This window comes from Campylobacter sp. BCW_6464 (assembly GCF_001762775.1).
Taxonomy (GTDB): domain Bacteria; phylum Campylobacterota; class Campylobacteria; order Campylobacterales; family Campylobacteraceae; genus Campylobacter_D; species Campylobacter_D jejuni.
This window is the reverse complement of the sequence record NZ_MJXM01000047.1, coordinates 136,343-152,726: the sequence shown is the minus strand read 5'-3', so window position 1 is coordinate 152,726 and position 16,384 is coordinate 136,343. Positions and strand designations below refer to the sequence as shown.

The 16,384-nt window shown below is 33.5% G+C and carries 14 protein-coding genes, 2 tRNA genes and 3 rRNA genes; 4 read left to right on the top strand and 15 right to left on the bottom strand.

What is annotated here, in order from left to right; genetic code table 11:
- Positions 1–148: 148 nt before the first annotated feature.
- The 7 genes from rrf to AJ885_RS06035 form a co-directional block, all read right to left on the bottom strand.
- Positions 149–265, bottom strand: a 5S ribosomal RNA gene (rrf, locus tag AJ885_RS06065).
- Between the two features lie 274 nt (positions 266–539).
- Positions 540–3,599: ribosomal RNA gene (locus tag AJ885_RS06060) — 23S ribosomal RNA — on the bottom strand.
- 725 nt (positions 3,600–4,324) lie between these two features.
- Positions 4,325–4,401, bottom strand: a tRNA-Ile gene (locus AJ885_RS06055).
- A gap of 8 nt (positions 4,402–4,409) precedes the next feature.
- Positions 4,410–4,485 (bottom strand) — tRNA-Ala (locus tag AJ885_RS06050).
- 102 nt (positions 4,486–4,587) lie between these two features.
- A 16S ribosomal RNA gene (locus AJ885_RS06045) occupies positions 4,588–6,100 on the bottom strand.
- The 16S, 23S and 5S rRNA genes sit together here with 2 tRNA genes alongside, the layout of an rRNA operon.
- A 520-nt stretch (positions 6,101–6,620) precedes the next feature.
- Entirely contained in the window at positions 6,621–7,358 is a 738-nt protein-coding gene (locus AJ885_RS06040) for a hypothetical protein (protein WP_053872949.1), read from the bottom strand.
- On the bottom strand, positions 7,351–8,577 hold the full coding sequence (locus AJ885_RS06035) for a hypothetical protein (protein ID WP_070210152.1): 1,227 nt from the start codon (positions 8,575–8,577) through the stop codon (positions 7,351–7,353). Before AJ885_RS06035 ends, AJ885_RS06040 begins: the two co-directional genes overlap by 8 nt.
- A gap of 127 nt (positions 8,578–8,704) precedes the next feature.
- Between AJ885_RS06035 and AJ885_RS06030 the strand changes: the two genes are divergently transcribed.
- Positions 8,705–9,289, top strand: coding sequence for an IMPACT family protein (locus AJ885_RS06030; RefSeq protein WP_070210151.1), 585 nt, complete (start codon positions 8,705–8,707; stop codon positions 9,287–9,289).
- A gap of 43 nt (positions 9,290–9,332) precedes the next feature.
- On the opposite strand, the gene AJ885_RS06025 is transcribed toward AJ885_RS06030, so the two are convergent.
- The 6 genes from AJ885_RS06025 to AJ885_RS06000 all read right to left on the bottom strand — a co-directional run bounded on the left by AJ885_RS06025 (position 9,333) and on the right by AJ885_RS06000 (position 13,121).
- Complete coding sequence (locus tag AJ885_RS06025) at positions 9,333–9,716, bottom strand: hypothetical protein (RefSeq protein WP_070210150.1); 384 nt, start codon at positions 9,714–9,716, stop codon at positions 9,333–9,335.
- A 75-nt stretch (positions 9,717–9,791) separates the two neighbouring features.
- Entirely contained in the window at positions 9,792–10,127 is a 336-nt protein-coding gene (locus tag AJ885_RS06020) for a hypothetical protein (RefSeq protein ID WP_002859498.1), read from the bottom strand.
- Positions 10,117–11,694: an ABC-F family ATP-binding cassette domain-containing protein gene (locus tag AJ885_RS06015; protein ID WP_044778539.1), complete on the bottom strand. Its 1,578-nt coding sequence runs from the start codon at positions 11,692–11,694 to the stop codon at positions 10,117–10,119. Before AJ885_RS06015 ends, AJ885_RS06020 begins: the two co-directional genes overlap by 11 nt.
- A 129-nt stretch (positions 11,695–11,823) precedes the next feature.
- A complete protein-coding gene (locus AJ885_RS06010; RefSeq protein ID WP_044778537.1) occupies positions 11,824–12,240 on the bottom strand; it encodes a hypothetical protein in 417 nt (138 codons plus the stop codon).
- A 12-nt stretch (positions 12,241–12,252) separates the two neighbouring features.
- Positions 12,253–12,885 carry a toxin-antitoxin system YwqK family antitoxin gene (locus AJ885_RS06005; RefSeq protein ID WP_044778536.1) on the bottom strand — a complete coding sequence of 211 codons (633 nt, stop codon included), beginning with the start codon at positions 12,883–12,885 and terminating at the stop codon, positions 12,253–12,255.
- Between the two features lie 8 nt (positions 12,886–12,893).
- Positions 12,894–13,121 carry a superinfection immunity protein gene (locus AJ885_RS06000; protein ID WP_002855619.1) on the bottom strand — a complete coding sequence of 76 codons (228 nt, stop codon included), beginning with the start codon at positions 13,119–13,121 and terminating at the stop codon, positions 12,894–12,896.
- Positions 13,122–13,289: 168 nt separating this feature from the next.
- On the opposite strand from AJ885_RS06000, the gene AJ885_RS05995 reads away from it, so the two are divergent.
- Together AJ885_RS05995 and AJ885_RS05990 are read left to right on the top strand one after the other, a co-directional pair.
- Positions 13,290–13,499 carry a transcriptional regulator gene (locus tag AJ885_RS05995; RefSeq protein WP_002778401.1) on the top strand — a complete coding sequence of 70 codons (210 nt, stop codon included), beginning with the start codon at positions 13,290–13,292 and terminating at the stop codon, positions 13,497–13,499.
- A 60-nt stretch (positions 13,500–13,559) separates the two neighbouring features.
- Positions 13,560–14,516 carry a membrane protein gene (locus AJ885_RS05990; protein ID WP_044778534.1) on the top strand — a complete coding sequence of 319 codons (957 nt, stop codon included), beginning with the start codon at positions 13,560–13,562 and terminating at the stop codon, positions 14,514–14,516.
- Positions 14,517–14,520: 4 nt separating this feature from the next.
- On the opposite strand, the gene AJ885_RS05985 is transcribed toward AJ885_RS05990, so the two are convergent.
- Together AJ885_RS05985 and AJ885_RS05980 are read right to left on the bottom strand one after the other, a co-directional pair.
- Complete coding sequence (locus AJ885_RS05985; RefSeq protein ID WP_002868710.1) at positions 14,521–15,093, bottom strand: YceI family protein; 573 nt, start codon at positions 15,091–15,093, stop codon at positions 14,521–14,523.
- A gap of 73 nt (positions 15,094–15,166) precedes the next feature.
- A complete protein-coding gene (locus AJ885_RS05980) occupies positions 15,167–15,529 on the bottom strand; it encodes an HIT family protein (RefSeq protein ID WP_044778533.1) in 363 nt (120 codons plus the stop codon).
- A 106-nt stretch (positions 15,530–15,635) separates the two neighbouring features.
- Between AJ885_RS05980 and AJ885_RS05975 the strand changes: the two genes are divergently transcribed.
- Positions 15,636–16,340, top strand: coding sequence for a putative metalloprotease CJM1_0395 family protein (locus AJ885_RS05975; protein ID WP_070280882.1), 705 nt, complete (start codon positions 15,636–15,638; stop codon positions 16,338–16,340).
- The last annotated feature ends 44 nt before the right edge of the window (positions 16,341–16,384 follow it).

Here is a 16,384-nt window from a genome sequence, read left to right as displayed (position 1 = left end):
TTTCCAAACTCCTAAAAACACCCTATTCTCTTAAAAACCCTAAACAGCAACAAACTCTTTTTTAAACACAATTCTAAGCATCATCTAAAACAACAATAAAAATAAACATAGGATTTATATATAAAGTAAGCAATGAAGACATTTAACAAGTCCGCAATGAGCTACTTTCCCCCTGCCAGTAAGGCGTAGTATCATCACCCACGATGTGCTTAGCTTCTTGGTTCGGGATGGAGCAAGGCGTTTCCACATCTGTATAATCACGGACATTGTTATTTAAATATTCTTTGAAAGATTGAATTTAAAAAATAAAGATTAATCTTTTATTTCTTTACTTTTTTCTTTATTCTCTTTCTTCTTTTGTTTTTCTTTCTTCTTTACTTATCTTTTATCTTTGATAAGTTTTTATATAGAATACTTAAAAAACAATGTTAAGAGCAAGTTCTAATACAAACTTTACTTGAAAGATTTCTACTAAACTCTAAATATTATCTATATTCAAAGCTTTCTTAAAAACCTTAACAAGGAAGTGATGCTTTATTAAAGATAAGCCAAACGCTCTATTAGTACTGGTCAGCTAAAGGACTTTCATCCATTACACACCCAGCCTATCAAACTAGTAGTCTTCTAGAGAGCTTAGAGAAGATTCATCTTAGAGTTGGCTTCACGCTTAGATGCTTTCAGCGTTTATCCTTTCCAAACTTAGCTACGCTGCGATGCTCTTGGCAGAACAACAGCTACACCAGTGGTTTGTTCAACCCGGTCCTCTCGTACTAGGGTCAAATCTCTTCAATCTTCTTACGCCCACGGCAGATAGGGACCGAACTGTCTCACGACGTTCTGAACCCAGCTCGCGTACCGCTTTAAATGGCGAACAGCCATACCCTTGGGACCTGCTCCAGCCCCAGGATGCGATGAGCCGACATCGAGGTGCCAAACCTCCCCGTCGATGTGAGCTCTTGGGGGAGATCAGCCTGTTATCCCCGGGGTACCTTTTATCCTTTGAGCGATGGCCCTTCCACACAGAACCACCGGATCACTAAGACCGACTTTCGTCTCTGCTTGACTTGTATGTCTTGCAGTTAAGCTGGCTTATACCTTTATACTCTACGAACGATTTCCAACCGTTCTGAGCCAACCTTTGTAAGCCTCCGTTATTATTTGGGAGGCGACCGCCCCAGTCAAACTACCCACCAGACATTGTCCCACTTGAGGATAACTCAAGCTGGTTAGCTACCCAAATAAGAAAGAGTGGTATCTCAACAACGGCTCATATACAACTGGCGTCATATACTCAAAGCCTCCCACCTATCCTGCACATTCTTATCCAAGTAGCAGTGTCAAGCTGTAGTAAAGGTCCACGGGGTCTTTCCGTCTTGCCGCGGGTAGGAGGAATTTTCACCTCCACTACAATTTCACTGGATCCCTCTTTGAGACAGCTCCCATCTCGTTACGCCATTCATGCAGGTCGGTATTTAACCGACAAGGAATTTCGCTACCTTAGGACCGTTATAGTTACGGCCGCCGTTTACTCGGGCTTCGATCAAGAGCTTCGCTAATGCTAACCCCATCAATTAACCTTCGAGCACCGGGCAGGCGTCACACCCTATACATCCTCTTACGAGTTAGCAGAGTGCTGTGTTTTTGGTAAACAGTCGGGAGGGACTCTTTGTTGTAAGTTTCCTTGCTTTCGGAGTAAATCCTAATACAAAGCTAACCACACCTTATACCGAAGATACGGTGCTATTTTGCAGAGTTCCTTAAAGAGAGTTCTTCCACGCGCCTTAGAATACTCATCCCACCCACCTGTGTCGGTTTACGGTACGGGCAACATTAGCTAAACTTAGAAACTTTTCTTGGCTCGACGGCATCAGGGGTTCTTCTATCCATCCGAAGACTTCAAAAAGCCTTTCAGTTCTCGGAGTATTGTTATACGGATTTGCCTGTATAACCTCCTACGACCTTAGACTAGCACTTCCATCCGCTAGCCCCCTTAGCCCTAAGCGTCCTTCCATCGCACACTAATGTTGGTATTGGAATATTAACCAATTTGCCATCGTCTACCCCTTTCGGACTCGACTTAGGACCCGACTAACCCTACGATGACGAGCATCGCGTAGGAAACCTTGGGTTTACGGCGTTAATGATTCTCACATTAATTATCGCTACTCATGCCTGCATGCTCACTTCTATTCGCTCCAGCACTCCTTACCGGTATACCTTCGACGCAAATAGAACGCTCTCCTACCACTTGCACACAACTTAAACTACTTAAACTTTAAACCAAGAATATTTTTACTGATTTTACTAAGCTTTATTTCTATCTTTACTCTATAAAAATCAGTAAAAATATAACTTAAAACATATAACTTAGTTTTTTTATATTCTAAACTTAAATAATCTAAGTTGTGTGCAAGTCTACAGCTTCGGTACTTACTTTAGCCCCGTTATATTTTCCGCGCAAAATCACTAGACCAGTGAGCTATTACGCTTTCTTTAAAGGATGGCTGCTTCTAAGCCAACCTCCTGGTTGTTTAAGTAACTTCACATCGTTTTCCACTTAAGTAAGATTTAGGGACCTTAGCTGGTAGTCTGGGTTGTTTCCCTCTTGACGACGGATTTTATCACTCGCCGCCTGACTGCTGTGATTACATATAAGGTATTCGGAGTTTGATAGGGTTTGGTACATTGGTGTATGCCCTAGCCCATTCAGTGCTCTACCCCCTTATATTACGACACAACGCTATACCTAAATATATTTCGGAGAGAACCAGCTATCACGAAGTTTGATTGGCCTTTCACCCCTATCCACAAGTCATCCCGGGGCTTTTCAACGCCTATGGGTTCAGTCCTCCACTAGTTCTTACACTAGCTTCAACTTGCTCATGGATAGATCACTTCGTTTCGGGTCTGCAGCATCTGACTAAGCGCCCTATTCAGACTCGCTTTCGCTACGGCTTCGCGTTTGCTTAACCTTGCCAGACACCACAACTCGCAGGCTCATTATGCAAAAGGCAGTCCATCACACTGTATTGCTACATAGTGCTCTGAATGATTGTAAGCAAATGGTTTCAGGTTCTATTTCACTCTGATCACCTCAGTTCTTTTCACCTTTCCCTCACGGTACTTGTGCACTATCGATCTGGTATTAGTATTTAGGGTTGGATCGTGGTCGACCCGGATTCAGACAGGATTCCTCGTGTCCCGCCCTACTCAGGATACTGCTAGCTAAGCTTTGTTTTTCGCATACGGGACTATCACCCTCTATGGCTATACTTTCCAGAATGTTCTGCTAAACTCAGCTCTTGCACATTGCAGTCCTACAACCCCCAGTGCAAGCACTGGGTTTGCCCTCTTGCGCTTTCGCTCGCCGCTACTGACGCAATCTCTATTGATTTCTTTTCCTGAGGGTACTAAGATGTTTCAATTCCCCTCGTTCGCTCCTATATAGGTAATGTATATCTCTATACATTGGGTTGCCCCATTCGGAAATCTACGGATCAAAGCTTCTTGACAACTCCCCGTAGCTTATCGCAGTCTAGTACGTCCTTCATCGCCTTTACCAGTCAAGGCATCCACCATTCGCTCTTAGTAGCTTACCTTTTGATGTTCTTTTAGCAGATGAGCAAAGCTCATCCTAAAGAACCAAAGCTAAAGGCCTACCCCGCCAACCTAAAAGATATTAGGCTTAAAACGAAATAAACTAAACATTCATTAAAAAATTAATGTAGATAAAGCTTCAATTCTTAATCGCTAAAAAAACAATTTGCATAAAAGTTAGATATAACCTAACTTCTACCTTTTTTATTGATTCTAAAACGCATCACTTCCTTGTTAAAGTTTTTATGATAAGACTTCTTTATCTTAAGACGGAAAGCATTCAAACACTTAATATAAAACTAAATGATTTAGTCTTAACTAAGCTGTGAGTTTGAAACTTGTCTTTAATTTATAATCCTTAAATCTAATATTCTCTTTATTCATAGAAATAAAGACAGCTAAAAGTTAAGTTAAACTAAAGAAAAGATAAATAGGTTTTATCCTTTAACAAGTCCTGTAAAATTGTTTTTATTAAAACTTGCTTGTGACTCTTAACAATGATAATTAAAAAGAACATTAGGTTTAAAACCTAAAGGAAGTATATATATTAATATAATCATTATAAATATAAATACATAATGTATATGTTATTTATATCTATCTAAAGTATATTCTTTTATAGCTAAAGATAAAAATAAATCTAAGTATTTAGAGTTTATATTTTATATTTAATCTACTTTATATACTTGCTTTAGATTTTAAAGCTTCTTTATTCAAATCTTTTTTATGGTGGGCCTAACAAGACTTGAACTTGTGACCTCACCCTTATCAGGGGTGCACTCTAACCAGCTGAGCTATAGGCCCTTAATAAATGGTGGAGAATAGCGGGATCGAACCGCTGACCTCCTGCGTGCAAAGCAGGCGCTCTCCCAGCTGAGCTAATTCCCCATAAACAATTAGCTTTATCATCAATCTTTGAAATCTAAACAAGAATCAATTGAGTTTATATATTGAAGTAATAGTTGTGAGACTTATTACTTTGTACTCTAGAAAGGAGGTGATCCAACCGCAGGTTCTCCTACGGTTACCTTGTTACGACTTCACCCCAGTCGCTGATTCCACTGTGGACAGTAACTAGTTTAGTATTCCGGCTTCGAGTGAAATCAACTCCCATGGTGTGACGGGCGGTGAGTACAAGACCCGGGAACGTATTCACCGTAGCATGGCTGATCTACGATTACTAGCGATTCCGGCTTCATGCTCTCGAGTTGCAGAGAACAATCCGAACTGGGACATATTTTATAGATTTGCTCCACCTCGCGGTATTGCGTCTCATTGTATATGCCATTGTAGCACGTGTGTCGCCCTGGGCATAAGGGCCATGATGACTTGACGTCGTCCACACCTTCCTCCTCCTTACGAAGGCAGTCTATTTAGAGTGCTCGGCCGAACCGTTAGCAACTAAATACGTGGGTTGCGCTCGTTGCGGGACTTAACCCAACATCTCACGACACGAGCTGACGACAGCCGTGCAGCACCTGTCTCTAAGTTCTAGCAAGCTAGCACCCTCATATCTCTATAAGGTTCTTAGGATATCAAGCCCAGGTAAGGTTCTTCGCGTATCTTCGAATTAAACCACATGCTCCACCGCTTGTGCGGGTCCCCGTCTATTCCTTTGAGTTTTAATCTTGCGACCGTACTCCCCAGGCGGTACACTTAATGCGTTAGCTGCATTACTGAGATGACTAGCATCCCAACAACTAGTGTACATCGTTTAGGGCGTGGACTACCAGGGTATCTAATCCTGTTTGCTCCCCACGCTTTCGCGCCTTAGCGTCAGTTGAGTTCCAGCAGATCGCCTTCGCAATGGGTATTCTTGGTGATATCTACGGATTTTACCCCTACACCACCAATTCCATCTGCCTCTCCCTCACTCTAGACTATCAGTTTCCCAAGCAGTTTAATGGTTAAGCCATTAGATTTCACAAGAGACTTGATAATCCGCCTACGCGCCCTTTACGCCCAGTGATTCCGAGTAACGCTTGCACCCTCCGTATTACCGCGGCTGCTGGCACGGAGTTAGCCGGTGCTTATTCCTTAGGTACCGTCAGAATTCTTCCCTAAGAAAAGGAGTTTACGCTCCGAAAAGTGTCATCCTCCACGCGGCGTTGCTGCGTCAGGGTTTCCCCCATTGCGCAATATTCCCTACTGCTGCCTCCCGTAGGAGTCTGGACCGTGTCTCAGTTCCAGTGTGACTGATCATCCTCTCAGACCAGTTAAGCGTCATAGCCTTGGTAAGCCATTACCTTACCAACTAGCTGATACTATATAGTCTCATCCTACACCGAAAAACTTTCCCTACTCAACTTGTGTTAAGCAGGAGTATAGAGTATTAGCAGTCGTTTCCAACTGTTGTCCTCTTGTGTAGGGCAGATTAACTATACCTTACTCACCCGTGCGCCACTAATCCACTTCTAGCAAGCTAGAAGCTTCATCGTTCGACTTGCATGTATTAGGCACGCCGCCAGCGTTCACTCTGAGCCAGGATCAAACTCTCCATAAAAATTATAGATAGTTTAATCTTTTTCTTCAAAGAAAAAGTTATAAAAGATCAAAAGAAAAGCTTTTAATCTTTTTAAATTAGATTGAATAGATTTTACATAATTACTTATGCCTAAATCTTTCTGGCTCAATCGATCACTTATTTAGATTTCAAAGATTGACTAATAAGATTTGAATAACAATACTAAGTTAAAAGAACAAAACAAAAAATCATTTTTAAAAGAAAAGTTTTTAAATTAAAAACAAGATTTATAAAAAAGCTTTTTAGTTTTAAATTAAAAAATTAAGAAAGTTAAAAACTCAAATAATTTAAAAACTTAAAAAATCTAAAATAAAGTTAATTTATAAAATCTACTCAGTTAGTGAAACTTTATAATTTAAAAGATTTTAAGTCCTTTTTTTCAAAAAAGGAAATGAAAGTATAACCAATTAAACTTAAAAGGGGATTAAATAAAGGATTAAATAATATAAATATTTGTGTAAGTATTTATATAAGTATTTGGTGGGTTAAAAAATGGGGGCTATATTTTAGAGCACTCGTAATTTTTATTTTTTATATTAACAAATTGACTTTTAAGTGTTTTAAAATCTGGAATATAAGCATAACCGCTAAGCGTATCTATAACGATACAAAGAGCATCCTTTTTTGATAACAAACGTATAATGCAATCTGAATTATTCTTTGCTAAAGTTTTTTCATATGCATAATTGGCATTTTTTAACGGAGAATACACTCTGCCCATTTCATCAAATACTAATCTAGTAAATCCTGAACAAGATCCTTTAAATTCAACCTTTTCTATTCCGAATCTTTTTGTAAGATTAAATCTTTGTGTAGTTTTTTCATCATCTTTACTAATAACTCCACTTTGACCTGAATTCATTAATTTGTTATGATTGATTACATCAACAGCAATTTCTCTATCTATATTGATTTCAGTTTTACCTAAATTAGCATTTCCATCGCCATTTTTATCCAAGAAAATAGTATATGTTTGATCATAACCTGTGGCAGCTGATTTTATAAAATAAATCTGCCATTTACTTTTAAACCACTCTCTTTTTGCGATAGCCAACTCATCAACTCTTATGCCTTCTTGCATCATGGCTAAACTTTGGGTATATTGGATATCATTAAGAATTTGTATTGCACCTTCTAGTAGATTGTCTTTTTTTAAGTAAAGACTGCCTAAATTAAAAACTATACCTAAAATGAGAATTATAAACACAAATTCCAACAAACTGAAAGCTTTAATCATAGTTTAAAATCTGATATACTTTTTCATATTTTCCAAGTTTTACTTTAACAATTTTTTTGTCCATATCATGCTTATCGGCTTGTTTTAAAGCTTTTAAATAAAACTTATTGCTATTTTTTATTCCATAAAATCGCAATCTTTTTTGCAAACTTGGGGCTGTTGCAAGCTCTAAAACATCTTGTTTTTTTAATTCTAGCGCCAATTCTTTAGCAAAATGATAATTATTGGCAAAATGACGATTTGGATTGTTTATGAAATAATACAATAATTGATTAGCGACGATTAAAAAGTAACAAAATATCAAAAAAATTATAGAACATTCTATAAAGATTTTATACCTTAATCGAAAAACTGGTAATCTCACCCTATAACTTTGCATTAAAGTTTTTATAAGTAAAGGAGTGCAAATAACACAAAAAGGCAAAAAATCATCTAAAAAAAGTTTTTGTCTTAAAGAAAGCAACAAACAAAATACAAATGTTACGCTCATTAAAAACCATAATAAATTTTTATATTTCTGAAAAGTCAAACGATAAATAGTATAAAAAAAATACACAAAAACCAAAGGAGAAAAACATGCAGCAAAAATTCCTAAAGTATCTAAAAAATAACCTCTTGGACGACCACCTGTATCAAAACCATAAAAACTAATACTCGCTCCAAACAAAACAAGAGATAAGGTAAATAAAATAGCATTTCTTTTATAAATTCCAAAAAAGAAAAAAGTTAAAAATAAAATATTAAAAGATTTATCAACAAATAACACTATAATCAATAATATATAAAAAAGCCATTTTTTTTCATATTCGTAAGCACATAATATAGCAAGGGTTAAAAAAATCACCAAAGATGCGGCATTAACCAGTAAAGCACTTGCAACAGTACCCGGCAATAAAACAAATAACAATAAAGAAAAAAAAGCATCAATTTTAGTTTTAGTATATTTTAAAGCTAGCAAATACAAAAGCAAACAACTTAAAAAATGAAAAAATAAAAAAGGAAGCCTTAAACCAAAATCATTTTGCCCAAAAATAAAAGTTCCAAAATGAGATATATAATAAAGCAAACTATGGGAAAAAATAAGTGATTTACCCTGCTCACCAAAATAAATATCAGCTTCATCAGTACTAATACTCAGTGTTGAAATTCCATAAAGCAAAGCCAACAAATCAAGACTAAGTAAAATGATGATAAGTTTATAATTTTTGATTTTTTCCATAATGAAAATTTTACAAAATTAAACTTAAAATATCAATGCAAATCATATAAATATCAAACATCTTAAAAATTAACATCAAATTGATTTTAGTTTTTATAAGTATAATTTTAAACAAAAAAAGGCAAAAATGCAAACTATTGATCAAATTTTTCAAACACAAATCGATATTAAAAAATCTATTTTCTTATCTTTTCTTTGCCCTTTTAAAGATTTTAAATTTTTAATAGAAACGCTAAAAAAAGAGCATCCAAAAGCTGTTCATTTTGTCTATGCTTATCGTGTTTTAAATGATTTTAATCAAATTGTAGAAGATAAAAGCGATGATGGAGAACCTAAAGGAACTTCTGGAATGCCAACTTTAAATGTTCTAAGGGGCTATGATCTTATCAATGCGGCTTTAATCACTGTAAGATATTTTGGCGGTATAAAACTTGGTACAGGGGGACTTGTAAGAGCCTATAATGATGCGGCAAATGCCGTGATTAATAATTCTTCTTTACTTTCATTCGAATTGAAAAAAAATATAACCATTGCTATTGATTTAAAAAATTTAAATCGTTTTGAACATTTTTTAAAAACTTATTCTTTTAATTTCACAAAAGATTTTAAGGATTGCAAAGCTATATTACATATCAAATTAAATGAAAAAGAGGAGCAAGAATTTGAAATTTTTTGTAAAAATTTTGCACCTTTTGAAATAGAGAAATTATAAATTCTTGCAAGTAAATACAAAAGCTCCAAAATGGAGCTTTTGATTAAATTGCGTTCAATAAATCATTTAACAAAGTATTATTCTTACTTTGTTCATTTGCACCTTGTTGTGTAAGATCATTGTGAACGCTAGCACTTTGAGCTCTCATAAACAACTCGCCTTCATTTTGTCTAAAACGATAAGCGTAAACATTTGACATTTGAGCATAATTACTTAAATTTGAATTTGAGTTTTGCGCATTGCTTTGAAAACTATTGCTAGAATTTAAAGCATCTCCGCTTGACTTCTCATCCGCCTTATTTAATATATCCATAAAATCAGAATTTCCAGATGAAGAATAATCTTCAACCTGTTTATCCACCTGTTTATACTGACCACTAATAGCATCGTATTCATACGAGCTGATCGTTCTATAATTTACCTGCATAGTTTTCTCCTTTCAAAATATGCAAAAACTATACAAGCAAAAAGTGTTCCTTTTTTATGCAAAAATTAATGTTTTTCAATCATGATGAGTAGGCAAATGCTCCACATCAAGCTCATTATTGGCTATAAATTCTTCCTTGGCTTTTTTACAGTTTTCATCACGCATTTTGCGGTATTCATTGCGAATCGTGATTTCTTTATCGCTTAGAGGTCTATCTTCTAAAAAACTAATATGAAAATAAGTATCATCGCTCTTTGAATAAGTTTTATAAAAATCTATATAATCAAAATAATCCTTGCCATTATCAAACTCTACGACCTCTTCTATATAAATCGTAGGTCCAAAACCCTTGTGATTTTGCGTATAGTGCCCAAAACCTGCGCTGTATTGAATTCTAAATTTAGCCATCATTTTCTCCTAAAAATTCTTGATAAGTTCCACGAAAATCCGTAAGCTTACCATTTTCTAAATGCCAAATTCTATTAGCAAAAGCAGAAACTAACTCCCTATCGTGGCTGATACAAAGCACTACACCTTTAAAATTATATAAAGCTTCACCTAATGCAATAATACTTTCAAGATCTAAATGGTTATCAGGTTCGTCTAAAAGCAAAAAATTCGGACGCTCTAGCATTAAACGAGAAAGCATTAAACGATGTTTTTCACCCCCACTTAAACTTGCTGCCATCTTTTCTTGATCACTGCCACTAAAAAGCATTCTACCTAAACACTTACGGATTTCATCTAGATCTTTAAATTTTTCACTCATAAGCCATTCGTAAAGTTTCAAATTTTCACAAATTAAATTACTTGTATCTTGAGGAAAATATCCAAGCTCTATAGTTGCCCCAAGATGTATAAATCCACTATCTGGACTTATAGCATGGGCGATGATTTTTGCCAAAGTACTTTTGCCCACACCATTTGCCCCAATCAAAGCGATTTTATCATTTTTTTCTATTTTTAGCTCCAAATTTGAAAATAGTTGTTTATCATAAGCCTTGCCTATACCTTTAAATTCTAAAACTTCATTACCTATTTCACGATTGGTTCTAAAAACTATGCTAGGATCTCTACGGCTTGAAATTTTAATCTCTTCAAGCTCTAGTTTTTCAAGTGCCTTAGCGCGGCTTGTGGCTTGTTTTGCCTTAGAAGCATTCGCACTAAAACGGCGAATGAAATTTTCTAATTCTTCTCTTTCTTTCAAGGTTTTATCGCGTTTAAGCTCAGCTTGTTTTGCCAAAAGCGTTGAAGCCATATACCAATCATCGTAATTTCCCGCAAAATCACGAATTTGTTTAAAATCCACATCCAAAATTCTTGTGCAAATTTTATTTAAAAAATGCCTATCATGAGAGATGACAACCAAAGTCCCTTCATGTCTTAAAAGTTCATTTTCAAGCCAAGAAATCGCCTCTAAATCAAGATTATTTGTAGGCTCATCTAAAAAAAGCACATCCGCACCCAAAAATAAAACTTGAGCCAGTAAGACTTTAAATTTATCCGCACTTTGTAAGGTGCTCATTAAAGCATCAAAATCTTTAATCTTTAAAGAACTTAAAATTTTTTCACAACGTGTTTCACAATCATAATTTGGATCTTCTTCAGCCGTTATTATCTCAAGCTCACCTAAACGCTCATTGATCTCATCAGTAAATTCCTCGCTCATATAAAGCTTTTCTTTTTCTTTTAAGGCCTCATATAAACGCTTATTTGCACACATCACTGCATCTTTGATGGTGTAGTTTTCAAAAGCAAATTGATCCTGTCCTAAAACTGCGATTTTCAAGCCTTCATCAAATACTATTTCACCACTACTTGACTCAATTTCTCCTGAAAGAATTTTTAAAAAAGTCGATTTTCCCGCACCATTAGCACCGATAAGTCCATATCTTTGTCCTCTAACAAGCTTTAAATTAACATTTTCAAATAAAAGCTGATTTGCAAAACGCATAGTAAGATTTTTTACTTCAACCATGATTTTCCTTAAATTTTTTACTTATAAAAATTTTTAAGAAATTGTATCAAAAAAAGACTTGAAATTAATTGAGTATAAAATATTAGTAAGTCATGAAATTAATTCTATTGACTTACTTTAATAAAAATATTATTGGAAATCTCCATTGATATAAGTTATATCTGTAATTTTCACTTGATTTATGTTAGAAACCTTATAAACAACACTCCAAAGACCTTTTCTCTGTTCCCCTTTTAAGACAGCATTAATCGTAGCCATACAAGAATCAAAATTAAGATCAAAATTTGAAATGGAATTAATTTCGATCATATCAGTGTAATTTACCATTCCATCATGTTTAGCCATTTCTTTGAGGCCTTTTACATAATCTTCATAATCAATCCCTTGGGCTTTAAGTCCGGATAATTCATAAAGATTTTTAAAAATTTCACTAGGAATTTTTTCTTTAAGATTTGAAACAACTGCCGTATTATCACATTTGTCTAATGAGTTGGCCTGAAGCAAGGCAAACCCCATTAAGAAAAATAAAATTACTTTTTTAAACATATCTAAACTCCTCTAATTTTTAGGTTTTGCTACTAAAATACCATTTCTATATTCTTCTTCTCTTACAATCTCCCCTTTTTTATATTCTCTAAAGACTCCATTTTTAAGTCCATTTTTATAATTCTCTTCGTCTTCTAAGGCGCCATTTTCATCATAACGCTTTTGCACTCCATCAAATTTACCTTTATTATCAAAATTATAATCACACATTAAAGTTCCATTTTCATAATATTCCTTGTAATTACCTTCAAATTCTGGCATACCATCTTCATTATAGCCAAGTAGTTTTCCCTTTGCTCTCATATTTCCATTCTCATAATAGCTTGCAAAATCACCATATCCGCGATTATCTTTAAAATGAACCTCCTCAAGTAATTGCCCATTTCTAGAATATTCCCTGCTAATTCCATCTTTTTTTCCATTTTTATAATTTTCTTCAGCTCTTAGCTGACCATTGTCATAAAAAGCTCTTTTTAACCCATGTATTCTTGAATCTTTATTATAGGGAATTTCTTCTTTTAAATTTCCATTTGGATATTTGTTTTGCTGAACTCTAGCCACATCGCTAGGTTGTCCAGGAAAATCACTTCCACAACCACTTAACAACATCGCAATTAAACTACAAATGCTTAAAAATTTTGTCATTTTTTCTCCTATTTCTCATTTTTTTCTTTAATAATAATAGTTTGCTTAAAACTTCCCGTAAAAGACCATATTAAACAAACAAGCCAAACAATAATAGTCCAACCAAAAAACAAATTTAGCAAAGAAATTATCAGCCAATTAGAATGCTTTCTGCTCAAACCAATAATAGCGGGCAACATGTATAATACAAACAATAATATTGTTACAAAAATAGACCCGCCACTTGCACCTTCCATGTAATTCTCCTTAAATAAAAATTTTATAAAAACTATTATTCCATACTATAACTTAATTAATATTGAAATATTAAATATATTTTATATAAAAGATTGAATATTTCAAGTGTTTTTAATAAAGAAATTTTAATGTAAAATTTTTTAAAGGCTAAATTTTTAAGGTAAAAAATGACAAAAAAGAGCAAGCGTGATATGGCATATGAACTAGACATTGATGTTAGCACTTTATATAATTGGAGAAAATATAAACCCAATTTATATCGTATTGTTATGCTTGGCTTTAAATTTGATGAACTTTTAGAAAATAGCAAAAAAACTCATGAAGAATTACTTCATATAGAACAAACCATACAAGATGAAATTGCTAAATTTAAATAAAACCCGCTTTTAAGCTTTTTTCTATACAATTATCACTTTTATTAAAATCAAGGATTTGAAATGTTTTTATTAGATTTTTTAATATCATTGAGCTTTATTTTTGAAATTTCAGCACTTGTGTTATCCTTTTACTTTAAAAATTCAAAAATTTTCTTTTTGACTTTAGTATTATTAGGAGCCAAGTTACCTTATTTTTATACAAGTTTTTTTCAAGCTAATTTATTTGTCGCCTTGTTTTTACCTATGGTTTTTACCCTATTTTGCCTTGGAAAACACCATGCTTTAATTTTAAATAAAAAAAATATTGCTTCAATTACAACCCTTATTTTTATAGGCATTTTAAGTATCATTTTACCTAGAAATACTACTTTTAATAGCGCTAGTTTAGAATTTCATTTTATTGCATTAGATTTTTTTAAACCTGTGAGTGAATTAGGATTTTTATTTTTTTTAGTCGGCTTAATACTCATTTTTATCAAAACCTTTAAAACTAAAGAATATTATCTTCTTATCGCATTTTTTACTGCGTATTTTCAATTTTTATTCCAAGAAGGAGCAGGAATAAGATATTTTGAATTTGCAAGCTTGGTTTTTTGTCTTTATCTTTTAAATTACGCTTATAGGTTAGCTTTTTTTGACACCTTAACAAAGCTACCCAATGAAAAAAGCCTTACACGCTTTACAAAAGGAAAAAACAACTATATCATTGCCTTGCTTCATTTTAATGAACTAAAAGATACCAAAGAAAGCTATACCAAACTCATTTTAAAACAAATTGCAAAAATTTTAAAACGCTTTAGAGCAAAAATTTTTATCGTAGAAAATGATTTTATTTTAATTTTTAATGATAAAAATCAAGCTTTAAATCATCTTGCTTTTTTAGAATCCACCTTGAAAAACACGGAATTTAATTTAGAAAATGAAAATTTTAAACCGGATTTTAAATTGATTTGGCAAGAAAGTGAAGAAAATTTGGATAAAAATTTACAAAGTCTAAGAGCAAGACTCTTAGACTAAAAAATTATTTTTCGTTTGCTTCAACTTCGATATTTAAATTAATATCATCACTTAAAGTAATAGTTGAAGTACTTGTTGCAAATTTAAAATCAGAGCGTTTGATTTTTCCATTTAAAGAAAATCCTATTTTTTCTTTTCCATCTTTGCCTTTAGCTACACCGCCGATTTCAGCATCTAAAACGATATCTTTAGAAACTCCAGCTATAGTTAAAGTTCCTGTCATTTTGCCTTTTTCATTATCGATTTTTTCATATTTTTTCATTGTAAAAGTCATATCAGGATATTTTTTTGCTTTGAAAAAATCATCTTGTTGTAAGTGATTATCTCTTGTTTGATTTTCTGTATTTACAGATGCGATTTTTATAGTTGCATCAAGCTTTTTAAATTCAGCACTCGCAGGATCAAAATCAATCACCGCAGAATAATCTTTGAAATTTCCTTTTACATTGCTAATTTGTAAATGTTTGATTTTAAAACCTACATCTGTATGTGCTTTATCTAAAGTATATTCTTTAGCAAACAAACCTGTGCTTAACAAAGACACCGCAACCAATGAACTCAATAAAACTTTTTTCATTTTTTTCCTTTTTTATAGTAATTTTCAATATAAAAATTTTATTAGATAAAACATAACAAATCATTAATAAAAATTAAAAAATTTTACTATTTAAAAATTTTACAAATTCTTCAAATTTAGGCAAATCAAGCTTTATTGCTTCTCTTTGCTGTTTTCCCCACATACACTCAGGAAAAAACGCATCTTCTTTAAATCTTGCCATAACATGAAAATGCACCCTTGGCACATAATTTGCAAAAGAGGCGATATTGATTTTTTCAGGTTTGTAAAATTCTATCATAGCCTTTTCACAAATTAAAATTTTTTCAAAAAGTTCCTTTTGCAACTCTAAAGGACAATCGCTAAATTCTTTATAAATTTCTTTAGTAAAAATTTTAAGCCAAGGCACTTGAGCCTCCTCTTTCTCTATATAAATCAAATCATTTTCATAAATCATTACATTCCTTTGAAATTGTATTTATGATTATTTTACAAAATTTATCAAATTTTTAAGTCAAAATGCGTTAAAATTCCTAAAATTTAAAAAACAAAAAGGAGGATAAATGCAAATTAGTTCAAGTTATAACTCTTATGATTACTACTCTAGCAAACCTTCTTTTGATAAAACAAATCAATCTGATTCCACTCAAAAAGATGAAAAAAATCTTAGTGAAAATAAAGATGACAAAGAAAAAAATGGCGAACAAACCCAAATGGTTAATGGCGTAGAGCTAAGCCAAAAAGAAGTAGCTCAAGTTCGCGAACTCCAAAGTATCGATAGAAATGTAAAGGCTCATGAAGCTGCACATCAAGCAGCGGGCGGTGGCTTAGCAGGTGCCGCAAGTTTTACTTACACAAGAGGCGCTGATAATCAAATGTATGCTACAGCGGGTGAAGTTCCTATCAGCATGCAAAAAGGAAACACACCAGAAGAAACTATAGCCAATGCAAGACAAATCGCAGCAGCAGCTATGGCTCCTGCTGATCCTAGCCCACAAGACTATAAAGTTGCAGCAAATGCTGCAAAAATGGAATTTGAAGCAAGAGCTGAAGCAATGAAGCTTAAAGCCGAGGAAGCCAAAGAAAAAGAAGAAGAAAATAAAGAAAAAGATGACAAAAATTCAGAAAATAGCTTAGAAAAAACAGATAAAGATTCAAAAAACAACGATAAAAATTCAAATTTTGATAAAGATTTTAAAAATTTCATAGCCAAAACTTATCAACAAAACTCACAAAATAACGACATTAAATTCAACATCGCATCTTAAAATTCTTAATTTAAATAAAAAATTTCCTTATGAAAATGATGGCT

Coding starts and splice junctions, on each gene's coding strand:
- AJ885_RS06000 (WP_002855619.1), bottom strand. CDS start 13,121: ATGGAAGGTGCAAGTGGCGGGTCTATTTTTGTAACAATATTATTGTTT.
- AJ885_RS06015 (WP_044778539.1), bottom strand. CDS start 11,694: ATGGTTGAAGTAAAAAATCTTACTATGCGTTTTGCAAATCAGCTTTTA.
- AJ885_RS06040 (WP_053872949.1), bottom strand. CDS start 7,358: ATGATTAAAGCTTTCAGTTTGTTGGAATTTGTGTTTATAATTCTCATT.
- AJ885_RS05980 (WP_044778533.1), bottom strand. CDS start 15,529: ATGATTTATGAAAATGATTTGATTTATATAGAGAAAGAGGAGGCTCAA.
- AJ885_RS05990 (WP_044778534.1), top strand. CDS start 13,560: ATGTTTTTATTAGATTTTTTAATATCATTGAGCTTTATTTTTGAAATT.
- AJ885_RS06025 (WP_070210150.1), bottom strand. CDS start 9,716: ATGCAGGTAAATTATAGAACGATCAGCTCGTATGAATACGATGCTATT.
- AJ885_RS05985 (WP_002868710.1), bottom strand. CDS start 15,093: ATGAAAAAAGTTTTATTGAGTTCATTGGTTGCGGTGTCTTTGTTAAGC.
- AJ885_RS06010 (WP_044778537.1), bottom strand. CDS start 12,240: ATGTTTAAAAAAGTAATTTTATTTTTCTTAATGGGGTTTGCCTTGCTT.
- AJ885_RS06030 (WP_070210151.1), top strand. CDS start 8,705: ATGCAAACTATTGATCAAATTTTTCAAACACAAATCGATATTAAAAAA.
- AJ885_RS05995 (WP_002778401.1), top strand. CDS start 13,290: ATGACAAAAAAGAGCAAGCGTGATATGGCATATGAACTAGACATTGAT.
- AJ885_RS06035 (WP_070210152.1), bottom strand. CDS start 8,577: ATGGAAAAAATCAAAAATTATAAACTTATCATCATTTTACTTAGTCTT.
- AJ885_RS06020 (WP_002859498.1), bottom strand. CDS start 10,127: ATGATGGCTAAATTTAGAATTCAATACAGCGCAGGTTTTGGGCACTAT.
- AJ885_RS05975 (WP_070280882.1), top strand. CDS start 15,636: ATGCAAATTAGTTCAAGTTATAACTCTTATGATTACTACTCTAGCAAA.
- AJ885_RS06005 (WP_044778536.1), bottom strand. CDS start 12,885: ATGACAAAATTTTTAAGCATTTGTAGTTTAATTGCGATGTTGTTAAGT.